The sequence below is a fragment of the Streptomyces sp. JJ66 genome (genome assembly GCF_019303495.1).
Taxonomy (GTDB): domain Bacteria; phylum Actinomycetota; class Actinomycetes; order Streptomycetales; family Streptomycetaceae; genus Streptomyces.
Genome location: NZ_JAEVFI010000032.1, coordinates 91,388 through 109,747, shown reverse-complemented (window position 1 = coordinate 109,747; position 18,360 = coordinate 91,388). Strand labels below are relative to the sequence as shown.

At 73.9% G+C, this 18,360-nt stretch carries 18 protein-coding genes; 11 read left to right on the top strand and 7 right to left on the bottom strand.

Annotated features, from left to right (window positions below):
• Nucleotides 1-150: 150 nt before the first annotated feature.
• Nucleotides 151-990 carry a sulfurtransferase gene (locus JJV70_RS19765; RefSeq protein ID WP_219049359.1) on the top strand — a complete coding sequence of 280 codons (840 nt, stop codon included), beginning with the start codon at nucleotides 151-153 and terminating at the stop codon, nucleotides 988-990.
• A 54-nt stretch (nucleotides 991-1,044) separates the two neighbouring features.
• A complete protein-coding gene (locus tag JJV70_RS19760; RefSeq protein ID WP_219049358.1) occupies nucleotides 1,045-1,332 on the top strand; it encodes a DUF1416 domain-containing protein in 288 nt (95 codons plus the stop codon).
• A 193-nt stretch (nucleotides 1,333-1,525) separates the two neighbouring features.
• On the opposite strand, the gene JJV70_RS19755 is transcribed toward JJV70_RS19760, so the two are convergent.
• Entirely contained in the window at nucleotides 1,526-1,906 is a 381-nt protein-coding gene (locus JJV70_RS19755; RefSeq protein WP_219049357.1) for a DsrE family protein, read from the bottom strand.
• A gap of 311 nt (nucleotides 1,907-2,217) precedes the next feature.
• On the opposite strand from JJV70_RS19755, the gene JJV70_RS19750 reads away from it, so the two are divergent.
• Entirely contained in the window at nucleotides 2,218-2,790 is a 573-nt protein-coding gene (locus tag JJV70_RS19750) for an FABP family protein (RefSeq protein ID WP_219049356.1), read from the top strand.
• A gap of 323 nt (nucleotides 2,791-3,113) precedes the next feature.
• Here JJV70_RS19750 and JJV70_RS19745 read toward each other — a convergent pair whose 3' ends face one another.
• Nucleotides 3,114-3,584 (bottom strand): hypothetical protein, encoded by a 471-nt coding sequence (locus JJV70_RS19745; RefSeq protein WP_257574226.1) that lies wholly within the window; start codon nucleotides 3,582-3,584, stop codon nucleotides 3,114-3,116.
• A 324-nt stretch (nucleotides 3,585-3,908) separates the two neighbouring features.
• On the opposite strand from JJV70_RS19745, the gene JJV70_RS19740 reads away from it, so the two are divergent.
• The 4 genes from JJV70_RS19740 (at nucleotide 3,909) to JJV70_RS19725 (ending at nucleotide 6,889) form a co-directional block, all read left to right on the top strand.
• Nucleotides 3,909-4,142 (top strand): acyl carrier protein, encoded by a 234-nt coding sequence (locus JJV70_RS19740; protein ID WP_219049354.1) that lies wholly within the window; start codon nucleotides 3,909-3,911, stop codon nucleotides 4,140-4,142.
• Nucleotides 4,143-4,237: 95 nt separating this feature from the next.
• Entirely contained in the window at nucleotides 4,238-5,452 is a 1,215-nt protein-coding gene (locus JJV70_RS19735) for a beta-ketoacyl-[acyl-carrier-protein] synthase family protein (RefSeq protein WP_308294911.1), read from the top strand.
• A 3-nt stretch (nucleotides 5,453-5,455) separates the two neighbouring features.
• Nucleotides 5,456-6,493, top strand: coding sequence for an alpha/beta fold hydrolase (locus JJV70_RS19730; RefSeq protein ID WP_219049353.1), 1,038 nt, complete (start codon nucleotides 5,456-5,458; stop codon nucleotides 6,491-6,493).
• A 126-nt stretch (nucleotides 6,494-6,619) separates the two neighbouring features.
• Entirely contained in the window at nucleotides 6,620-6,889 is a 270-nt protein-coding gene (locus tag JJV70_RS19725) for a type II toxin-antitoxin system Phd/YefM family antitoxin (protein ID WP_219049352.1), read from the top strand.
• Between the two features lie 130 nt (nucleotides 6,890-7,019).
• Here the strand turns inward: JJV70_RS19725 and ilvD are convergent, their stop codons facing one another.
• The 3 genes from ilvD to JJV70_RS19710 form a co-directional block, all read right to left on the bottom strand.
• Complete coding sequence (gene ilvD / locus JJV70_RS19720) at nucleotides 7,020-8,861, bottom strand: dihydroxy-acid dehydratase (protein WP_219049351.1); 1,842 nt, start codon at nucleotides 8,859-8,861, stop codon at nucleotides 7,020-7,022.
• 209 nt (nucleotides 8,862-9,070) lie between these two features.
• Nucleotides 9,071-9,796: a sugar phosphate isomerase/epimerase gene (locus JJV70_RS19715; protein ID WP_219049401.1), complete on the bottom strand. Its 726-nt coding sequence runs from the start codon at nucleotides 9,794-9,796 to the stop codon at nucleotides 9,071-9,073.
• A 150-nt stretch (nucleotides 9,797-9,946) separates the two neighbouring features.
• The gene (locus tag JJV70_RS19710) at nucleotides 9,947-10,879 is read right to left on the bottom strand and encodes a Ppx/GppA phosphatase family protein (protein ID WP_219049350.1); all 933 of its coding nucleotides are present in this window, start codon (nucleotides 10,877-10,879) and stop codon (nucleotides 9,947-9,949) included.
• Nucleotides 10,880-11,006: 127 nt separating this feature from the next.
• Here JJV70_RS19710 and JJV70_RS19705 point away from each other — a divergent pair, with 127 nt between their 5' ends.
• Nucleotides 11,007-11,801: a hypothetical protein gene (locus JJV70_RS19705; RefSeq protein WP_219049349.1), complete on the top strand. Its 795-nt coding sequence runs from the start codon at nucleotides 11,007-11,009 to the stop codon at nucleotides 11,799-11,801.
• A 62-nt stretch (nucleotides 11,802-11,863) separates the two neighbouring features.
• Here JJV70_RS19705 and JJV70_RS19700 read toward each other — a convergent pair whose 3' ends face one another.
• Nucleotides 11,864-12,829, bottom strand: coding sequence for a YafY family protein (locus JJV70_RS19700; RefSeq protein WP_219049348.1), 966 nt, complete (start codon nucleotides 12,827-12,829; stop codon nucleotides 11,864-11,866).
• Nucleotides 12,830-12,981: 152 nt separating this feature from the next.
• Here JJV70_RS19700 and JJV70_RS19695 point away from each other — a divergent pair, with 152 nt between their 5' ends.
• The gene (locus JJV70_RS19695; protein WP_219049347.1) at nucleotides 12,982-13,443 is read left to right on the top strand and encodes a DUF3224 domain-containing protein; all 462 of its coding nucleotides are present in this window, start codon (nucleotides 12,982-12,984) and stop codon (nucleotides 13,441-13,443) included.
• A gap of 24 nt (nucleotides 13,444-13,467) precedes the next feature.
• Here the strand turns inward: JJV70_RS19695 and JJV70_RS19690 are convergent, their stop codons facing one another.
• The gene (locus tag JJV70_RS19690; RefSeq protein WP_257574253.1) at nucleotides 13,468-15,351 is read right to left on the bottom strand and encodes a sigma-70 family RNA polymerase sigma factor; all 1,884 of its coding nucleotides are present in this window, start codon (nucleotides 15,349-15,351) and stop codon (nucleotides 13,468-13,470) included.
• A gap of 417 nt (nucleotides 15,352-15,768) precedes the next feature.
• Between JJV70_RS19690 and radA the strand changes: the two genes are divergently transcribed.
• Together radA and disA are read left to right on the top strand one after the other, a co-directional pair.
• The gene (radA, locus tag JJV70_RS19685; RefSeq protein ID WP_219049345.1) at nucleotides 15,769-17,157 is read left to right on the top strand and encodes a DNA repair protein RadA; all 1,389 of its coding nucleotides are present in this window, start codon (nucleotides 15,769-15,771) and stop codon (nucleotides 17,155-17,157) included.
• Between the two features lie 123 nt (nucleotides 17,158-17,280).
• Nucleotides 17,281-18,339: a DNA integrity scanning diadenylate cyclase DisA gene (disA, locus tag JJV70_RS19680; protein WP_219049400.1), complete on the top strand. Its 1,059-nt coding sequence runs from the start codon at nucleotides 17,281-17,283 to the stop codon at nucleotides 18,337-18,339.
• Nucleotides 18,340-18,360: the final 21 nt, after the last annotated feature.

Genomic DNA, 18,360 nt, shown 5'->3' with positions numbered 1-18,360 from the left:
AGCGCCGTGCACCCGCCCGCGTGGCAGGCGGTACCCCACCGCACCCACCACGCCCCGGCCCGCACCAGCACGCTGCCCGAACCCCGCCGAGCCGCACGGCTCGCCCCGCACCCCACACCGCATCGCACCCACGCCCCCGGAGGAGATTCCATGAGCCGCAGTGACGTCCTGGTGGACGCCGACTGGGTCGAGGCCCACATCGACGACCCCAAGGTGGTCATCGTCGAGGTGGACGAGGACACCTCGGCCTACGACAAGAACCACATCAGGAACGCCGTCCGGATCGACTGGAAGCAGGACCTCCAGGACCCCGTGCGCCGCGACTTCGTCGACCAGGCAGGTTTCGAGAAGCTGCTGTCCGAGAAGGGCATCGGCAACGACGACACCGTCGTCCTCTACGGCGGCAACAACAACTGGTTCGCCGCGTACGCGTACTGGTACTTCAAGCTCTACGGCCACCAGGACGTGCGTCTGCTCGACGGCGGCCGCAAGAAGTGGGAGCTGGACTCGCGCGACCTGGCCGCCGAGGTACCCAGCCGTCCCGCCACCCAGTACCGGGCCCAGCCGCAGAACACCTCGATCCGCGCCTTCCGCGACGACGTGGTGAACGCCATCGGCAACCAGAACCTGGTGGACGTGCGCTCCCCCGACGAGTTCAGCGGCAAGCTGCTCGCCCCGGCGCACCTGCCGCAGGAGCAGTCGCAGCGCGCGGGCCACGTGCCCAGCGCCCGCAACATCCCGTGGTCGAAGTCGGCCAACGACGACGGCACCTTCAAGACCGACGCGGAGCTGAAGGAGCTGTACGAGGCCGAGGGCGTGGACCTGGGCACCGACACCATCGCCTACTGCCGCATCGGCGAGCGCTCCGCCCACACCTGGTTCGTGCTGCACGAGCTGCTGGGCCAGGAGAACGTCAAGAACTACGACGGCTCCTGGACGGAGTACGGCTCCCTCGTCGGCGTCCCGATCGAGCTCGGCCCGGCCAAGTAACGGCGTCCCGCTGACGCACCCCACCCCGCTTTCCCGATCCGAAAGAGGAACCCCATGTGCGGAGCACAGGCAGGCGGCCCGGACGCCTCCACCATCAAGCCCGGTGAGACCACCATCCAGGGCCACGTGACCCGTGGCGGCGAGCCCGTCACCGGCTACGTGCGGCTGCTGGACTCCACCGGTGAGTTCACCGCCGAGGTGCCGACGTCCGCGACCGGCCAGTTCCGGTTCTACGCGGCCGAGGGCACCTGGACCGTCCGCGCGCTGGTGCCCGGCGGCACCGCCGACCGCACGGTCGTCGCCCAGCAGGGCGGCGTCGCGGAGGTCGCCATCGCGGTCTGACGCACCGCGACAGCCGCGCGCCGCGCGCTGGCACGCCGCAGGCCGAGGGCCGCATCCCGGGTTGGACGCCGAGGGATGCGGCCCTTGCCGCTGCCGGGCGCAAGCGCGGCGGGGAAGCCGAAGGGGGTCCGGTGGCACGGCCACCCGGTTTCGGGAAACGGCCACCCGGTTTCGGGAAGAGGCCGGGAAACTCCTAGTACACCAGCGCCTGGGTGCCCAGTGCCGTGGCTTCGGCGACGAAGACCTGGGCGCCGGCGATGCGGATGCCGTCGAGCACGTCGGCCTCCGTGATGTCCCGCCGCGCCGCGCACTGGGTGCACAGGGTGATGCGTCCGGCCGCCTGGATGCCCGCGATCAGCTCCGGCAGCGGCGCCGCGTGCGGCAGCTCGAACTCCGCCGCGCGGCCCGGCAGCGCGAACCACGCCGACTCACCGGTGAGCCACAGCGAGACCTCCACCCCGCTCGCCGCCGCCACCGCGGCGACCGTGAACGCCTGCGAGCAGCGCTCGGGGGCGTCACTCCCGGCCGTCACCTTGATCACGAGCCTGCGCGTACCGTCTGCACCGTTGGCCATGGGGCCACCGTATCCGGCGTAGCCGGGCGGCGGACCTCACAGCGCCGGCGCCCGGCCCGGCGACTAGACTCGGCCCCGGCCGTCCGTCCAACCGAGCCGCGCAAGGAGCGCCCCCGTGCTTGAGGCATTCTTCATCTCCCTGATGGTCCTGGTCGTCCTCGGGACCGGCGGGTTCGCGCTCCTGGTCGTCAAGAAGCTCTTCCAGGGCCAGCGCTGAGCCCGGCGCCGCGTCCCGAGGCGGCACCCCCGCGCGACCACTCCGCCCCACCCGCACCGCATCCGCTAACCCGAACCAGCGAGCGTCTGACTCCATGATCGAGATCCCGTCCGACCTGCACCCCGGCCTCGTCCCCCTCGCCTTCCTCCTCGGCGACTGGACGGGCGCGGGCGTCGCCGACTTCCCGGAGTCCTCCGGTTCCGAGCAGTGCAACTTCGGTCAGGAGGTCTCCTTCCGCCACGACGGGCGGGACTTCCTGGAGTACGTCTCGCACTCCTGGGTGCTGGACGCCGACGGCAACAAGGTGCGCCCGCTGGAGACGGAGACCGGCTACTGGCGGATCAGCGAGGGCCGCAAGGTCGAGGTGACCATGATCCGCGACCAGGGCGTCGCCGAGATCTGGTACGGCGAGCTGGCCGAGGGCAAGCCGCAGATCGACCTCGCGACCGACGCCATCGCCAGCCTCGCCTCCGCGAGCCCGTACAGCGGCGGCAAGCGCCTGTACGGCTACGTCAAGGGCGACCTGATGTGGGTGGGGGAGAAGGCCACCCCGCAGGTGCCGCTGCGCCCGTACATGTCCGCCCAGCTGAAGAAGGTCGTGGACCCGAGCCAGTGGGCCAAGGACCTGGGGGACCTCCCCGACGACGGGATCGCCTTCTTCAATTGACGTCCTCGTCGCCCTGAAGGGGCGACGATTCCGGTCCGCACCGCTACGCGGTGCCACCGCGGGTTCCTGCTTCACGGACCCGTGCCGCTCGGTGAGGAACGGCCTTACCAGGTCTCCACAGGCTTTACATCCCGCCCGTCCGACGGTAGGTCCGACAACTCCGTTGTCGGACAAAGCGACCTTAGCAGTGGCGCTGCGCCCCTCCGGGCCGCCGGCGCAAAGATGCCCTGCACCTCCACCCTGAAGGGTGGAGCACTGGGCAAGAGTTCGGTAGCGCCCAGGTTCCGGTTACCGGAGGCCGCGACCTCCGGTAACCGGAAGCCTCAGCCGCCAGTCTCCGGCGTCTCGCAGGCCACCTCGTGCAGCTTGAGCGGCTTGTCGCCGTCCAGCTCGACGTAGGCGGTGAAGGCGGTGGCCTCCGCGCTGTCACCCCAGCTCAGCCGCACCGTCGCCCAGCCGACCCCAGCGGACTGGGCTGCGGTCACCTCGCCCACCTCGATGTCCTCCGGCGTGTTCTGTGCGCACATCAGCAGGTCGAAGTCCTCGGTCTGCTCGGCGCGCCGCTTGAGGTCGTCTCCGACGAGATGTTCGCGCTCCCACGCGCGCGGGCCGGTGTTGCCGTAGAAGCCCTCCAGGAAGTGGTGGATCTCCTCGGCGTTGTAGCGCCCATTCGCGGCCCCGCGCGCCTCCGCGCTGTTCGCGGGTGCCACACCGGTGAGCGCGGCACCCAGTCCGAGCGCGGCGCCGCACGCCACCGCCCCGCGCGGAATCCGTATTCCTTTCATTCCGTTCATCACTTATCCACCGTTCTCTATGCTTTGTCTGCTTCGCCGGATTCATGCCTATAACGACTCGATCGGCGGGCGTATGGTTCCACGTCCGACGGGTCCGCACCGGGTGTCCCACGCCGGGCCGGAGCCGTTTGGCGGAGCTCGGGGGCGGCGGACCCGGCCGTGCTGGCAAATCCGGCACCCTACGGCTGTTCGGCGGGCCTCCTTCGGGTGTCGCGGCGCCGGGCGACGTAACCTCGCGCGCACCCCCGGCGTTTTGCACCTTGTCCGACGTACGACATACCCGTACGACCGCTGCGCAGGGGCGGGGAGCGAGGGAACGGCCGAGTGGAGATCGCAGAGCACGTCAGCACGCTGCTGACGCAGAAGTTCGGGGTGGACGCCGCTGCCGTGCGTCCCGAGGTCCCGCTGCGGCAACTGCGCATGGACTCCCTGGCGCTGGAGGAGCTGCGCCTGCTGATCGAGGACCGGCTGCGCATCGACCTGGACGACGTGGAGCTGACCTCCCGGGACACGGTGGGGCGCCTGGTGGCCGTCGTAGCGGACCGGGCGGCGGCGTGAGCGGGGAGGGCGGCGGGCACGTGGGTGGCGGGCACGCGGGTAGCGGGCACGCGAGCGGCGCTCGGGGACCGGCCGGGGATGGCTTCGCGGCGGCGGTGACGGGCCTTGGCCTGGTCACGGCCGCCGGGGTTGGCGCGGCGGAGACCTGGCACGCCGTGACGACGGCCGGTACGCCGTCCGGTGTCTGCCGTCCCGCCGAACTGGCCGGTCTGTCCTGCGACTTCTTCTACGGCATCGACGGCGCAGCCCTCGACCCGGAAGCGGTGCTGGGCGTGGAGCGCACCCGGCTGATGGACCGTTTCGCCCAGCTCGCCGTCGTCGCCGCCCGGGAGGCGGTGGCCGACGCCGGTCTGGACCCGGCGGTGTGGGACGCCGGGCGCGTCGCCGTCGTCATCGGCTCGGCGCACGGTGGGCTGCCGTTCTACGACGAGCAGGCCGCCGCGCTCGCCGCGCGGGGCCCGCGCCGGGTATCTCCCAAGCTGGGCGCACTCACCTCGGTCAATGGCGCGGTCAGCGCCGTCTGCCGGGAGCTGGGCGCGCACGGGCCGGGGCTTTCGGTGGCCACGGCGTGCGCGTCCGGCACCGACGCCATCGGCACGGCGCGCATGCTGCTGCGCGCGGGGGTCTGTGACGTCGCGGTCGCGGGCGGCGCGGAGTCGGTGTGCGCGCGGCTGCTGATCGCCAGCGCGTGCCGCCTGCGGGCGCTGTCCACCCGCCGGGATGATCCGGCCGCCGCCTGCCGCCCGTTCGACGCGGACCGGGACGGGTTCGTCATCGGCGAGGGCGCGGGCCTGCTGGTGCTGGAGCGGCCCGAGCACGCCCGGGCCCGTGGGGCGCGGGTACGGGCGCACGTCGTCGGGTACGGCGCGACCAACGACGCGTACTCCCCCGTCGCACCCGACCCCGAGGGCGCGGGCGTGGAACGGGCACTGCGCGCGGCGCTGGCCGACGCGGACGTGGCCCCGGCGGACGTCGATCACGTCAACGCGCACGGCACCTCCACGGTCGTCAACGACCTGGTGGAAAGCTCCATGCTGCACCGCGTCCTGGGCGAGCGCCCGCTGGTCACCTCCACCAAGGCGATGACCGGGCACGCGCTCGGCGCCTCGGGCGGCATCGAGACGGCGCTGACCGTGCTCGCGCTGGAGCACCAACGCGTCCCGCCGACCGTCAACCTGGACGCCCTCGACCCGCTCGTTCCGGTGGACGTGGTGGCCAAGGCGGCCCGGCCCGCGCGGCTGGAGTGCGCGGTGAAGACCTCACTCGGCTTCGGCGGCCACAACGCGGCCCTCGTCCTGGTCGGCGGCTGAGCCATGACGCCAGGGCCGGGGCAGAACGCCACGCAGCGCGCGAGCGCCTCGCAGCAGGAAAGCGCCAGGCCGCACACCAGTGACGCCCCGCACGCGGGTGACGTGCCGTGCGCCAGCGGCCCACCGCGTGAGCGGGTCCGACGCCTGCGCGTGGCGGGCCTGGCGTACGCCTACCGCGTGCTGGAGCAGCCGCGTCCGCGCACCGAGCCGCTCATCGTGCTGGGCGGGGCGCTCCAGGGCATGTACGGCTGGACTCACCTGGAGGACGCCATCGGGCCCGTCGCGGACGTGGTCACCGCCGACCTGCCCGGCATGGGCGACTCCGACCCGCTGCGCCCCGAGCAGGACAGCGCGCTGCTGTGCACCGCCGTCGCCCACATCATCGACGACCTGGGCGTGCCGCGGGTCAACCTGTTCGGCTACTCCTACGGTTCGGCCATCGCCTTCGGCTACGCCCAGCGTCGCCCCGAGCGCGTCGCCCGCCTGGTCCTCGGCGGCGTCCCGGCCCACATCACGCCCGCGCAGCAGGCCCACTGGGGTCGCGCCGCCGACCAGCTCGCGGCCGGGCAGGCCGAGGCGTTCGCCGACCTCGCGGCGGAGAGCATGCTCTGCGCGGACCCCGCCCGCCCCGTCCACCGGCGCGACCTGGCGCACCGGTACGTGCGCCGCTCACTGCTGCGCACCGTGCTCCGCACGCCGCACGCGATGGCCGTCCTCGACCGCGCCATGCACCGGCGGCTGCCACTGACCGGTGGCCTGTCCGGGGTGCCGACGCTGGTGTTCAGCGGCGAGCACGACACCGTCAGCTCCCCCGCCCACCAGCGGGCCTTCGCGTCCACGATCACCCCGAGCACCTTCCGCGTCATCCCGGAGACAGACCACTGGGCCGTGCTGGAACGCCCCGAAGCCGTGGCGGACCTGACCCGGCGTTTCCTCATGGGCGAGCTGCTCGGAGCCGACGGTTCGCCGGGCCTCCCACCCGGCAGCCGCCCGCTGCCGACGGCCCGGCGCGGCGCGGCACCCTCCCCTGGCACCCCTTGAACGCCCCCGGCCGGGTACGTCCCGCGCCGAGGGGGGCTGGCGTGGCGCGCCCATGGAGCGGGCCACTGGGGGCACGCCAGCGACAACCAGAGGCGTAGCCAGTTCTGCCACATGTGAGGAGCCGCTGTGTTGATCAGCGCAAGCGAGGCCCGGAAGAGACTCTTTGCCTTGATCAGGAAGGTCAACACGGACCAGGAGGCCGTGGAGATCGCCTCCCAGCACGGCAACGCCGTCCTCATCGCGGCCGACGATCACGCCTCCCTCCGGGAAGGCGCGTACCTGCTCCGGTCCCCTGTCAACGCCCGCCGCTTGCTAGCCGCCTACCAGACCGCGACCAGCGGAAGCCGTGTCGTCGAGCGCTCGCTGCTGGACCCGTACTTGGACGTTCCCGAGTGAGGCTCTCGTTCGAGAAGCACGGCGGGGACGACCACGCACCCTGGCCCACCCTCGATGTCCGGGACGCGCCCACACCCCGGCCCCGACGCCACCCAGGACGCCGGGGCCGGGGCAGGTGTGGCCGGGGGTGTCAGCTGAGGAGGGTGACGTCGCGGACGGCGCCCTTGTCGGCGGACGTCGCCATCGCCGCGTAGGCGCGCAGGGCCTGGCTGACCTTGCGGTCCCGGCCTGTGGGCGCGTACATGCCGCCCAGCGCCTGGCGGCGGGCGGCCAGTTCGGCTTCGTCCACCTTCAGTTCGATCGTGCGGTGGGGGATGTCGATGGCGATGCGGTCGCCGTCCTGGACGAGCGCGATCGTGCCGCCCGCGGCGGCCTCCGGGGAGGCGTGGCCGATGGACAGGCCCGAGGTGCCGCCGGAGAAGCGCCCGTCGGTGACCAGCGCGCACTTGGCGCCCAGCCCGCGGCCCTTGAGGAACGCCGTCGGGTACAGCATCTCCTGCATGCCCGGGCCGCCCTTGGGACCCTCGTAGCGCACCACGACGACGTCCCCTTCCTTGACGCGCTTGTTCAGGATCGCGTCCACGGCGTCCTCCTGGGACTCCACGACGACGGCCGGTCCCTCGAACGTCCAGATCGACTCGTCCACGCCCGCGGTCTTCACCACGCAGCCGTCCTCGGCGAGGTTGCCGTAGAGCACGGCCAGGCCGCCGTCGGCGGAGTAGGCGTGGGCGGTGTCGCGGATGCAGCCGTGCGCGGCGTCGGTGTCCAGGGACTCCCACTGCTCGGACTGGGAGAACGCGGTGGCCGAGCGGACGCAGCCGGGGGCGGCGTAGAACATCTCGGTCGCCTCGGGTGAGGGCGAGCCGCCGCGGATGTCCCACTCCTTGAGCCAGTCGGCCAGCGACGGGCTGTGCACGGCGTGCACGTCCTCGTGCAGGTGCCCGGCGCGCTGCAACTCGCCCAGGATGGCCGGGATACCGCCCGCGCGGTGCACGTCCTCCATGTGGTAGTTGCCGTTCGGCGCGACCTTGCAGACGCACGGCACGCGGCGGGAGACGGCGTCGATGTCGGCCATGGTGAAGTCCAGCCCCGCCTCCTGGGCGGCGGCCAGCAGGTGCAGCACGGTGTTGGTGGAGCCGCCCATGGCGACGTCCAGCGCCATGGCGTTCTCGAACGCGGCCCGGGAGGCGACGTTGCGCGGGAGCACGGTGGCGTCGTCCTGCTCGTAGTAGCGCAGGGCGATGTCCACGACGGTGCGGCCCGCGGCCTCGTACAGCTCCTTGCGCGCGGTGTGCGTGGCGAGCACCGAACCGTTGCCGGGCAGCGCCAGGCCCAGCGCCTCGGTGAGGCAGTTCATCGAGTTCGCGGTGAACATGCCGGAGCAGGAGCCGCAGGTGGGGCAGGCGGCTTCCTCGATGCGCTCCAGGTCCTCGTCGGAGACGGTGTCGCTCACGGCCTCGGACATGGCGTGCACCAGGTCCAGGTTGCTGCGCACGGTGCCGTCCACCAGCGTCGTCTTCCCGGCCTCCATCGGGCCGCCGGAGACGAAGACCACCGGGATGTTCAGCCGCAGCGCGGCCATCAGCATGCCCGGGGTGATCTTGTCGCAGTTGGAGATGCACACGAGTGCGTCGGCGCAGTGCGCCTCGGTCATGTACTCGACCGAGTCGGCGATCAGGTCGCGCGAGGGCAGCGAGTACAGCATGCCGCCGTGGCCCATGGCGATGCCGTCGTCCACGGCGATGGTGTTGAACTCGCGCGGCACGCCGCCAGCGGCCTTGATCGCGTCGGAGACGATGCGGCCCACCGGCTGGAGGTGGGTGTGCCCGGGCACGAACTCGGTGAAGCTGTTGGCCACCGCGATGATCGGCTTGCCGAAGTCCTCGCGGGCTACGCCGGCGGCCCGCAGGAGGGCGCGCGCGCCCGCCATGTTGCGGCCGTGGGTGACGGTGCGGGACCTCAGCTGGGGCATGGTGCACTCCCTGGTCTCGGTGACGGGTGCGTCCGTGGTGCTTCCTTAGCCTTCGAGCGTACGCCGCCCCGCCCATGATCCGGACACCCCCACCGCATGCTGAGACACGACGCGCGCACGGAACCTCCCCAGCACGGGGCACGGGAAAGCAGGCCAGCGCAGGCAGCGCGCGCCGCAAGCGAACCGCGCCGCGCGCACGCGCCGCCGGGTCAGGCGGGCCGGGCCGCCCCCAGGTGGCGGCGGGTGTAGGCCAGCGCCTCGGCGAGGTCCGCCTCACGTTCGGCGGAGGACATCGCGCGCCGCGTATTGACTTCCACCACCACGTGCCCGCCGAAACCGGACGCCGCCAGGTGCGCCAGCACCTGGGCGCACGGCTGGTTGCCCCGGCCGGGCACCAGGTGTTCGTCCTTCCCCGAGCCGCTGCCGTCGGCGATGTGGACGTGGCCCAGGCGATCGCCCATGCGGTCCAGCATGGCCAGGGTGTCGGTGCGGGCCGTCGCGGTGTGGGAGAGGTCGATGGTGAAGTGGCGGAAGTCGTGCTCGGTGGGGTCCCAGTCGGGCGCGTACGCCTGCATCTCGCGGTCGCGGTAGCGCCAGGGGTACATGTTCTCCACCGCGAACCGCACGTCCGTCTCGTCCGCCATGCGCCACACGCCCTCGACGAATTCGCGCGCGTACGTCCGCTGCCAGCGGAACGGCGGGTGGACGACGACGGTGTCCGCGCCCAGCCGCTCGGCGGCGGCCCGCGCCCGGGTGAGTTTCGTCCACGGGTCGGTGGACCACACGCGCTGGGTGATCAGCAGACAAGGCGCGTGCACGGCGAGCACCGGCACGCCGTGCTGGTCGGCGAGGCGGCGCAGGGCCTCGACGTCCTGGCTGACCGGATCGGTCCAGACCATCACCTCAAGGCCGTCGTAGCCGAGGCGTCCGGCCATCTCGAAGGCGGTCGCCGTCGTCTCCGGGTACACCGACGCCGTGGACAACGCGACCTTCGGCGGGCGCGGCCGCTCCAGCCGGGCCCGTGCGTCTGCGATCACGCGCACCAGGGTACGGAACGCCCGCGCGGGGGAACCGCGTGAGGAGTCTCACGCCGAGCGCAGGTGGTCCAGGCGCCGCAGGATGACGCCCTCGCGCAGCGCCCAGGGGCAGATCTCCAGCGCTTCGACGTCGAACAGGTCCATCGCGGCCTCCGCGACCAGCGCACCGGCCAGCAGCTGCGGCGCCCGGCCCAGGGAGACGCCGGGCAGCTCCGCGCGCTGTTCGGCGGTCATCTCCGCCAGCTTCGGCAGCCACTCCTGGAGGGCGGCGCGGCGCAGCTCACGGTGCACGTACAGCCCTTCGGCGCTGCGCGCGGCCCCGCACAGGCGGGCCAGCTGCTTGAACGTCTTGGACGTGGCCACCGCGTGGTCCGGTGCGCCCAGGCGGCTGAAGGTGCCGACGACGCGGGCGATCTCGGTGCGCACGTGGCGGCGCAGGGCGCGGACGTCGGCGAGGTCGGGCGGGTCGCCGGGCAGCCAGGAGCCGGTCAGCCGTCCCGCGCCCAGCGGCAGCGACAGCGCGGCGTCCGGTTCCTCGTCGTGGCCGCAGGCGAGCTCCAGCGAGCCGCCGCCGATGTCGAGCACCAGCAGGCGTCCGGAGGACCACCCGAACCAGCGCCGCGCGGCCAGGAACGTCAGCCGGGCCTCGTCGGGCCCGGAGAGCACCTGAAGATCGACGCCGGTCTCGGCGGCGACGCGGGTGAGGACGGCGGCGCCGTTGGGGGCCTCGCGCACGGCGGAGGTCGCGAACGGGAGCAGGTTCTCCACCCCCTTGTCCTCGGCGACGTCCAGCGCCTCCCGGACGGTGGCCACCAGACGCTCCACGCCCGCACCGGTGATCGCCCCGCGCGCGTCCAGCAGCTCCGCCAGCCGCAGCTCCGCCTTGTGCGAGTAGGCGGGGATGGGGCGGGCACCACCGTGCGCGTCCACCACCAGAAGGTGAACGGTATTCGAACCCACGTCGAGGACACCGAGTCTCATGGGGGAGAACGCTAACGCGCCGCGCCCGTCCGGTGTCGCGGGCGGCCCGTACCCTGGGGGCGTGGGCACGACGAACAGGGCACCAGGGCATGGTCCGGGCAAACCACGGAAGACCGGACCGAACACCATGCGGAACGTGGGCGGCGAGGCGCGCCGCGCGGCGGGCGAGGAGGTGGATCTCGACCACGCCAGGGCCTGGGTGGAGTTCCCCGACCCGGCCGACGAGGACCAGTTCTTCCGCTGCGACCTGACGTGGCTCACCTCGCGCTGGAGCTGCGTCTTCGGGCGCGGCTGCCAGGGCATCCAGGCGGGCCGCGCGGGGGACGGCTGCTGCACTTTGGGCGCGCACTTCTCCGACGAGGACGACGAGCGCCGCGTCGCTGAGCACGCCGCCCGCCTCACGCCGCAGACGTGGCAGTTCCACGACGTCGGCACCACCACGGGCTGGGTGGAGACCGACGAGGACGGCGAGCGCAAGACGCGCCGCTACGGCGGGGCGTGCATCTTCAACAACCGGGCCGACTTCGCGGGCGGCGCCGGCTGCGCGCTGCACCTGCTGGCGCTGCGGGAGGACCGCGAGCCGCTGGAGACGAAGCCGGACGTGTGCTGGCAGCTGCCGGTGCGGCGCACCTACGACTGGGTGGAGCTGCCCGACGGGGAACAGCGGCTGCGGGTGTCCATCGGCGAGTACGACCGCCGGGGCTGGGGCTCGGGCGGCCACGACCTGCACTGGTGGTGCACCGGCGCCCCGTCCGCGCACGGCGGCGGCGACCCGGTGTACGTCTCCTACCGGGCGGAGCTGACGGAGCTGATGGGCAAGGCCGGGTACGACCGCCTGGCGGAGCTGTGCGAACACCGCCTGGCCTCCACCCTGCCCCTCCTGGCCCCCCACCCCGCAGACGCCCCACCCCCCGGGGCCTGACCGGCGCTGGCCAGACCCCGGCCGTGGGCGCGCCCGGCGCGCCGGTCAGGGCGGGGCCGGGGTCAGCCGGTGTAGCGGGTGTGGAGGGTGGCGACGGTGCGGGCCAGTGCGGTGCGGAGGGTGGCGGGAGCGAGGACCTCGGCCTCCGTGCCCAGGCGCAGCAGGTCGGCCACGGCCACCTCCTGCGCCTCGACCAGCAGGTCCAGCTCCACCCAGCCCTCGGCGTCCGCAGCGCCCGCGGTGCGCAGGGCACGGGTGCCCGCGCCGCCGAAGAGCGCGGGGAGCAGCCGCTGGCCTCGCGGGGACAGGCGCAGCCGCGCGGTGTCCTGGTGGAGTGCGGCGGTCAACCGCTCGGAGACGGCCCGCCAGTACGCGGCGAGGTCGAAGCCGTCCGGGCGCGTGAAGGTCTCTCCCGTGGGTTCGGCGGCCAGCAGCCGTGCGACCCGGTACGTGCGCACGGCCGTCTCCGCGCGGGCCACCAGGTACCAGGTGCCGCCCTTGAGGACGAGGCCGAGCGGGTGCAGCTCGCGGTGGACCTCGCCGTTCCACCGCCGGTAGTGGACCCGCAGCTCCCGCCGCTCCCACACCGCCTCGGCGGCCAGGGCCAGATACGGCACGGCTTCGGTCTCCCGGAACCAGGCTGAGGCGTCCAGGTGGAAGCGCTCCTGCACCAGGCGGGTGGCCCCGGCCAGCGGAGCCGGTAGCGCGGCCTGGACTTTGAGCTGGGCGGTGGCGAGAACGGCGCCCATCCCCAGCTCCCCGGCCGGTCCGGGCAGCCCGCCCAGGAACAGCGCGCGGGCCTCGGCGTCGGTCAGGCCGGTCAGCCGCGTCCGGTAGCCCTCGATTAGGCGATAGCCGCCGGCCGGGCCACGGTCGGCGCACACCGGGACGCCGGAGGCGCCCAGCGCCTCGATGTCGCGGTAGACGGTGCGCACGGACACCTCCAGCTCGGTGGCCAGGTCACGGGCGGTCATCTGGCCCCGGTTCTGGAGCAGCAGCAGGAGGGTCACCAGACGGTCGGCACGCATGCCGCCATGGTCTCCCACGTACCTGACAGTGGATGTCAGGTATGCCGTCCAGGCTGGTCACACGGGCCGCGCGGCACAACCGGGCGGCCCGAACAGAGATCACGTCCGGGCAGACGGCCCGGACCAGGACGGCGAGGAAAGCAGGGACCGCGATGACAGCGACAGCAGCGGCAGCGGCAGCGGCGGCACGGACGCAGACGACGGGCAGCATCAGCTTCTCCGGGTGGCAGGAGGAGCCGGTGACCGACGGCGGGGGCGAGGGGGGCGTTCCCACGCTGGCCCGGGCCACGGCGACGTGCTCATTCAGCGGTGGCATCGAGGCCAAGGACGCGCGGGCGGCGTACACGATCGCTTACCGCTCCGCGCGCGTGGGCCGGTTTACCGGGCTGGTGGCGTTCAGCGGGCACGTGGACGGGCGGGCAGGCACCTTCGTCACGGTGGAGCAGGGCCACTTCGGGGAAGACGGCACCCTGCGCGGCACCTTCGAGGTGCTGCCGGACTCCGGCACCGGGGAGCTCGCCGGGCTGCGGGGCGAGGGCGAGTACGTACTCAAGCTCGGGGAAGAGGCGTACGGCTACACCTTCGCGTACACGCTGGCGCCAGCGGACGGCTGAGGCCCCGGGGGGCGGGGGACGCCCTCAGGAGCTGGGGGCAGGCGAGGTTCCCGGGTCCTGCGGCGTCGGCGTGGGTGTCGGCCCGGGCGGGGGTTCGGAGGGGTCGGGGTCGGGCGCCTTGCCCTGCCCCTCGACGGTGATGACCGCGCCGGCGGGCGCGATGTGGATGTGCGCCCGCCACGGGCCGGTCGGCTCCGCGTCCCGGTCCACGGTGACCGTGATCGTCGTGGACTCCCCCGGCGCCAGCGTGCCGGAGCTGTGGCTCAGCCGCAGCCAGGGCGCGTCGGCCGCCGCGGACCAGGTGATCGCCGAGCCGCCGGACGCGGTGAGCGTGATGGAGGTCGCGCCGCCGCTGGTGCCCGCCTCCACGGTCAGCCGTCCGGGGGCCGGCGGTGCGGGGGTCGCGGGCGTCGGCGGGGGCACGGCCCGGTGGGAGGGCGTGCGCGTCACCCGTTCCTCGTCGCGCGTGGTGTTCTCCTTCTCGGCGGTGACGGTGACCTCCGCCCGGCGGCGCTCGGTCTCCTCGCCCGGAGCGGGGCCGTGCTCGCCGTGGGAGCGCTGGCCGCCGGTGCCTTTCGCGCCGCTGTCGCCGCCGTCGCCGAGCTCTTCGGAGTCCTCGGTCTCCACGGCGGCGACGGAGGCGTCCTCACGCGCCTCACCGGTCACCGGCGCGCTCCGGTACGCGGCCCACACCGCCAGCACGGGCGCCGCGATGACGGTGGCGACGACGGTCGTGGTGACGGCACGGCTGCGCAGCCGCTCCCGGCGCGCGGCGCGGTCGCGGTCGGCGACGGGGAAGCCACGCCGGTCGAAGCGGGGCGTGTGCAGCAGCCGCGCGAGCAGCGCGATGCGCAGGGCGGCGTGGACGGCGGCGCGGGGCGCGGCCAGCACCGTCAGCGCGCCGGTGCCGGCGGGCGCGGTTCCGGGCCAGGGCTGCCCGGCCATGGCCCGTTCGGCGGCGCGGCGGCACACCGGGCACTCATCGACGTGCCGCACCAGCTCGCGGCAGAGCGCGGTGCCGAGCAGGACCTCGTGGTCGGCGGCGATGCGCGAGACGGTCCGGCAGCCGCCGGTGGCGACGACGGCGAGCGCGGCCCGGGTCCGCTCGACCTCGCAGGCGCCGCTGGAGAGCACGTTGCGGGCTACGTCCTCGCTCCGGCCCAGCACGGCGGCCACCTCGTGCACGGGCAGCTGGTGACGCACCGCCAGCTCCAGCGCCTCGCGCTGCTCGGGCGCGGTTCCGGCGGCCTCGGGCCAGGCGAGCGCGCCCAGCTCGCGGCGGCGCTGGTCGGCGGCGGGCCCGGACAGTGGCGGGCTCTCGGTGCGCGGCGGGGCGCCCGCGGACAGGCGGCGCAGGCAGGACCAGCGGGTCAGCGCGTACAACCAGGGCCGGTGCTGGGCCGGGTCGGCGGGTGCCCGGTCGCGCAGCCGCTGCCGTTCGGCGACGGCGAGCGCCTCGCCGAGTGCGGTGATGGCGGCGTCGTGGTCGCACATGACGGACAGGCAGTAGGTGAACAGGCCGTCGAGGTAGGAGTCGAAGTGCGCGGGCGGCCGCTCGTCGCGGTGCCGGCCGCCACCGCCGCTTCCGCCGCCGGAGCGTGCGGAGCGGCCGGAGGTGGCGCGGTGCGCGCCGGTGCCGGAACCCGCCGCGCGCCGTGCGGATCGTTTCGCCTGGCCCGCTGACCGGCCCGGGCCACCGGGTTCGGCCGCACCGCCGGTCGCCGCCGGGCTGCCGGTCGTCTGCGGGCCGCCGGACACCGGCGCGTCCGGCCTGCCCGGCGCGCCCGGTCCGTCCGGCAGGGCCGGTCCGCCCGAGGGAACGGCGACCTGCGCGGCGGCACGCGGCACGGCCCGGCGGGCCCGGTGGGCACCGGTGCGGTCGGGGAGCTGCTCGCGCCTGGTGGTCATCACCCGGTGACGGTAGGCGGCTCCGGAGCGCAAACCACCCGTCCGCGAGCAGAGTTAACACGGACGGGTGATGCGATCTCACTCGATAGAGGACGCGCCGCCTCCGGCGATCCCCTCCAGCCCGCCCCACCGCACGAACCGGGCGCCCCGGCGGGGTGCGCGCCCGGGTCGGCACCGAACCGCCCGCCGAACAGCATCAGCCCCTCCCCCGACCACACCGGGGCGCCTCCGGGTAGCCCCGGTGTGCTTTCGGATGGCCCGCCTTCGGGCCGCCCGTCCGCCACCGCACAGCCCCCATCCCACCCAGGGACTGCCCGGCTGCGCCCGGCCGACCCGGCGCGCGGGGGTTGCGCATGCGCAACGCCCACCGCACCGGCGCCGCCCGCGCTGTCGGTGGCCGCCGCTACCGTGAGCGCCATGGCTGCCCGCAAGTCGTCCGCGAAGGACCGCCCCACCTACCGCTGCTCCGAGTGCGGCTGGGCCACGCCCAAGTGGCTCGGCCGCTGCCACGAGTGCCAGGCGTGGAACACCATCGAGGAACTGGGCGCCGCCAGCGGCGGCGTGCGGACGACGGCGCCGGGCCGGGTGAGCGCGCCCGCGCTGCCGATCGGCCAGGTGGACGCCCGGCAGGCCGCCGCCCGCGCGACCGGCGTCCCGGAGCTGGACCGGGTGCTGGGCGGTGGGCTGGTGCCCGGCGCGGTGGTACTGCTGGCCGGGGAGCCGGGCGTGGGCAAGTCCACGCTGCTGCTGGACGTCGCGGCGAAGGCGGCCGGGGCGGGGCGGCACACGCTCTACGTCACCGGCGAGGAGTCGGCGGGCCAGGTCCGCATGCGGGCGGACCGGATCGGCGCGCTCGACGAGCACCTGTACCTGGCCGCCGAGACGGACCTGTCGGCGGTGCTCGGCCACCTGGACGACGTGAAACCCTCCCTGCTGGTGCTGGACTCGGTGCAGACGGTCGCCTCCCCGGAGATCGACGGCGCGCCCGGCGGCATGGCCCAGGTGCGCGAGGTGGCCGGGGCGCTGATCCGGGCGTCCAAGGAACGCGGCATGGCCACGCTGCTGGTGGGCCACGTCACCAAGGACGGGGCGATCGCCGGCCCGCGCCTGCTGGAGCACCTGGTGGATGTGGTGCTGCACTTCGAGGGTGACCGGCACGCGCGGCTGCGGCTGGTACGCGGCGTGAAGAACCGCTACGGCGCGACGGACGAGGTGGGCTGCTTCGAGCTGCACGACGAGGGCATCACGGGCCTGGCCGACCCGTCGGGCCTGTTCCTCACCCGGCGCGACGAGCCCGTCCCCGGCACCTGTCTGACGGTGACGCTGGAGGGCCGCCGCCCGCTGGTGGCCGAGGTGCAGGCGCTGACGGTGGACACGCAGATCCCCTCGCCCCGGCGCACCACGTCGGGCCTGGAGAACTCGCGGGTGTCGATGATGCTCGCGGTGCTGGAGCAGCGCGGCCGGATCAACGCGCTCGGCAAGCGGGACATCTACAGCGCGACGGTCGGCGGCGTGCGGCTGTCGGAGCCCGCCGCCGACCTGGCCGTGGCGCTCGCCCTGGCCAGCGCCGCGATCGACACCCCGCTGCCGAAGAACCTGGTGGCGATCGGTGAGGTGGGGCTCGCCGGTGAGGTGCGCCGGGTGACGGGCGTGCAGCGGCGGCTGAGTGAGGCCGCCCGCCTCGGTTTCACCCACGCGCTGGTGCCCGCGGACCCGGGCCGGGTGCCCGCGGGCATGCGGGTGCTGGAGGTGGCCGACATAGGCGACGCCCTGCGCGCGCTGCCGCCGAAGAACGCGCGGGCCTGAGCCCCGGCGCCGCCGGTAGACTTTGCCCTGGTCTCGCCCGTACGTACGACCCTCGCCGGAACCAGGCACGACCGAAGGAGCGCCGTGGCACCCACCGACCGGGCCGGAGCCGCCGACAAGCTGTTGCGTGCCTCACTCAGCGCGGTCGCTCCGGGCACCGCGCTGCGCGACGGCTTGGAGCGCGTGCTGCGCGGCAACACCGGCGGGCTCATCGTCCTCGGCATGGACCGCACGGTGGAGCCGCTGTGCAGCGGCGGCTTCGTGCTGGACGTGGAGTTCTCCGCGACCCGGCTGCGGGAGCTGTGCAAGCTCGACGGGGCGCTGGTGCTGGACAAGGACATCACCAAGATCGTCCGCGCGGGCGTGCAGCTCGTGCCGGACGCGTCGATCCCCACCGAGGAGACCGGCACGCGGCACCGCACGGCCCAGCGGGTCTCCATCCAGACGGGCTTCCCGGTGGTCTCCGTCAGCCAGTCGATGCGGCTGATCGCGCTCTACGTCAACGGCCACCGGCGGGTGCTGGAGGACTCGGCGGCGATCCTCTCCCGCGCGAACCAGGCGCTAGCCACTTTGGAGCGCTACAAGCTGCGGCTGGACGAGGTGGCGGGCACGCTGTCCGCGCTGGAGATCGAGGACCTGGTGACGGTGCGCGACGTCTCGGCGGTCGCGCAGCGGCTGGAGATGGTGCGCCGCATCGCCACCGAGATCGCCGAGTACGTGGTGGAGCTGGGCACCGACGGGCGGCTGCTCTCACTCCAGCTGGACGAGCTGATCGCGGGCGTCGAGCCCGAACGGGAGCTGGTGGCGCGCGACTACGTGCCGCAGCCCTCCGGCAAGCGGGGCCGCACGGTCGGCAGCGCGCTCACCGAGCTGGACCGCCTCACCCACTCCGAGCTGCTCGAACTGTCCACCGTGGCCCGGGCGCTGGGCTACAGCGGCGCCCCCGAGACGCTGGACTCGGCCGTCTCCCCGCGCGGGTTCCGCCTGCTGGCCAAGGTGCCACGGCTGCCGAACACCGTCATCGAGCGGCTGGTGGAGCACTTCGGCGGGCTCCAGAAGCTGCTGGCGGCGAGCGTGGACGACCTCCAGATGGTGGACGGCGTCGGCGAAGCCCGCGCCCGCTCGGTCCGCGAGGGCCTCTCCCGCCTCGCGGAGTCCTCCATCCTGGAACGCTACGTCTGACACCGCCGGGCGGCGCGGGCC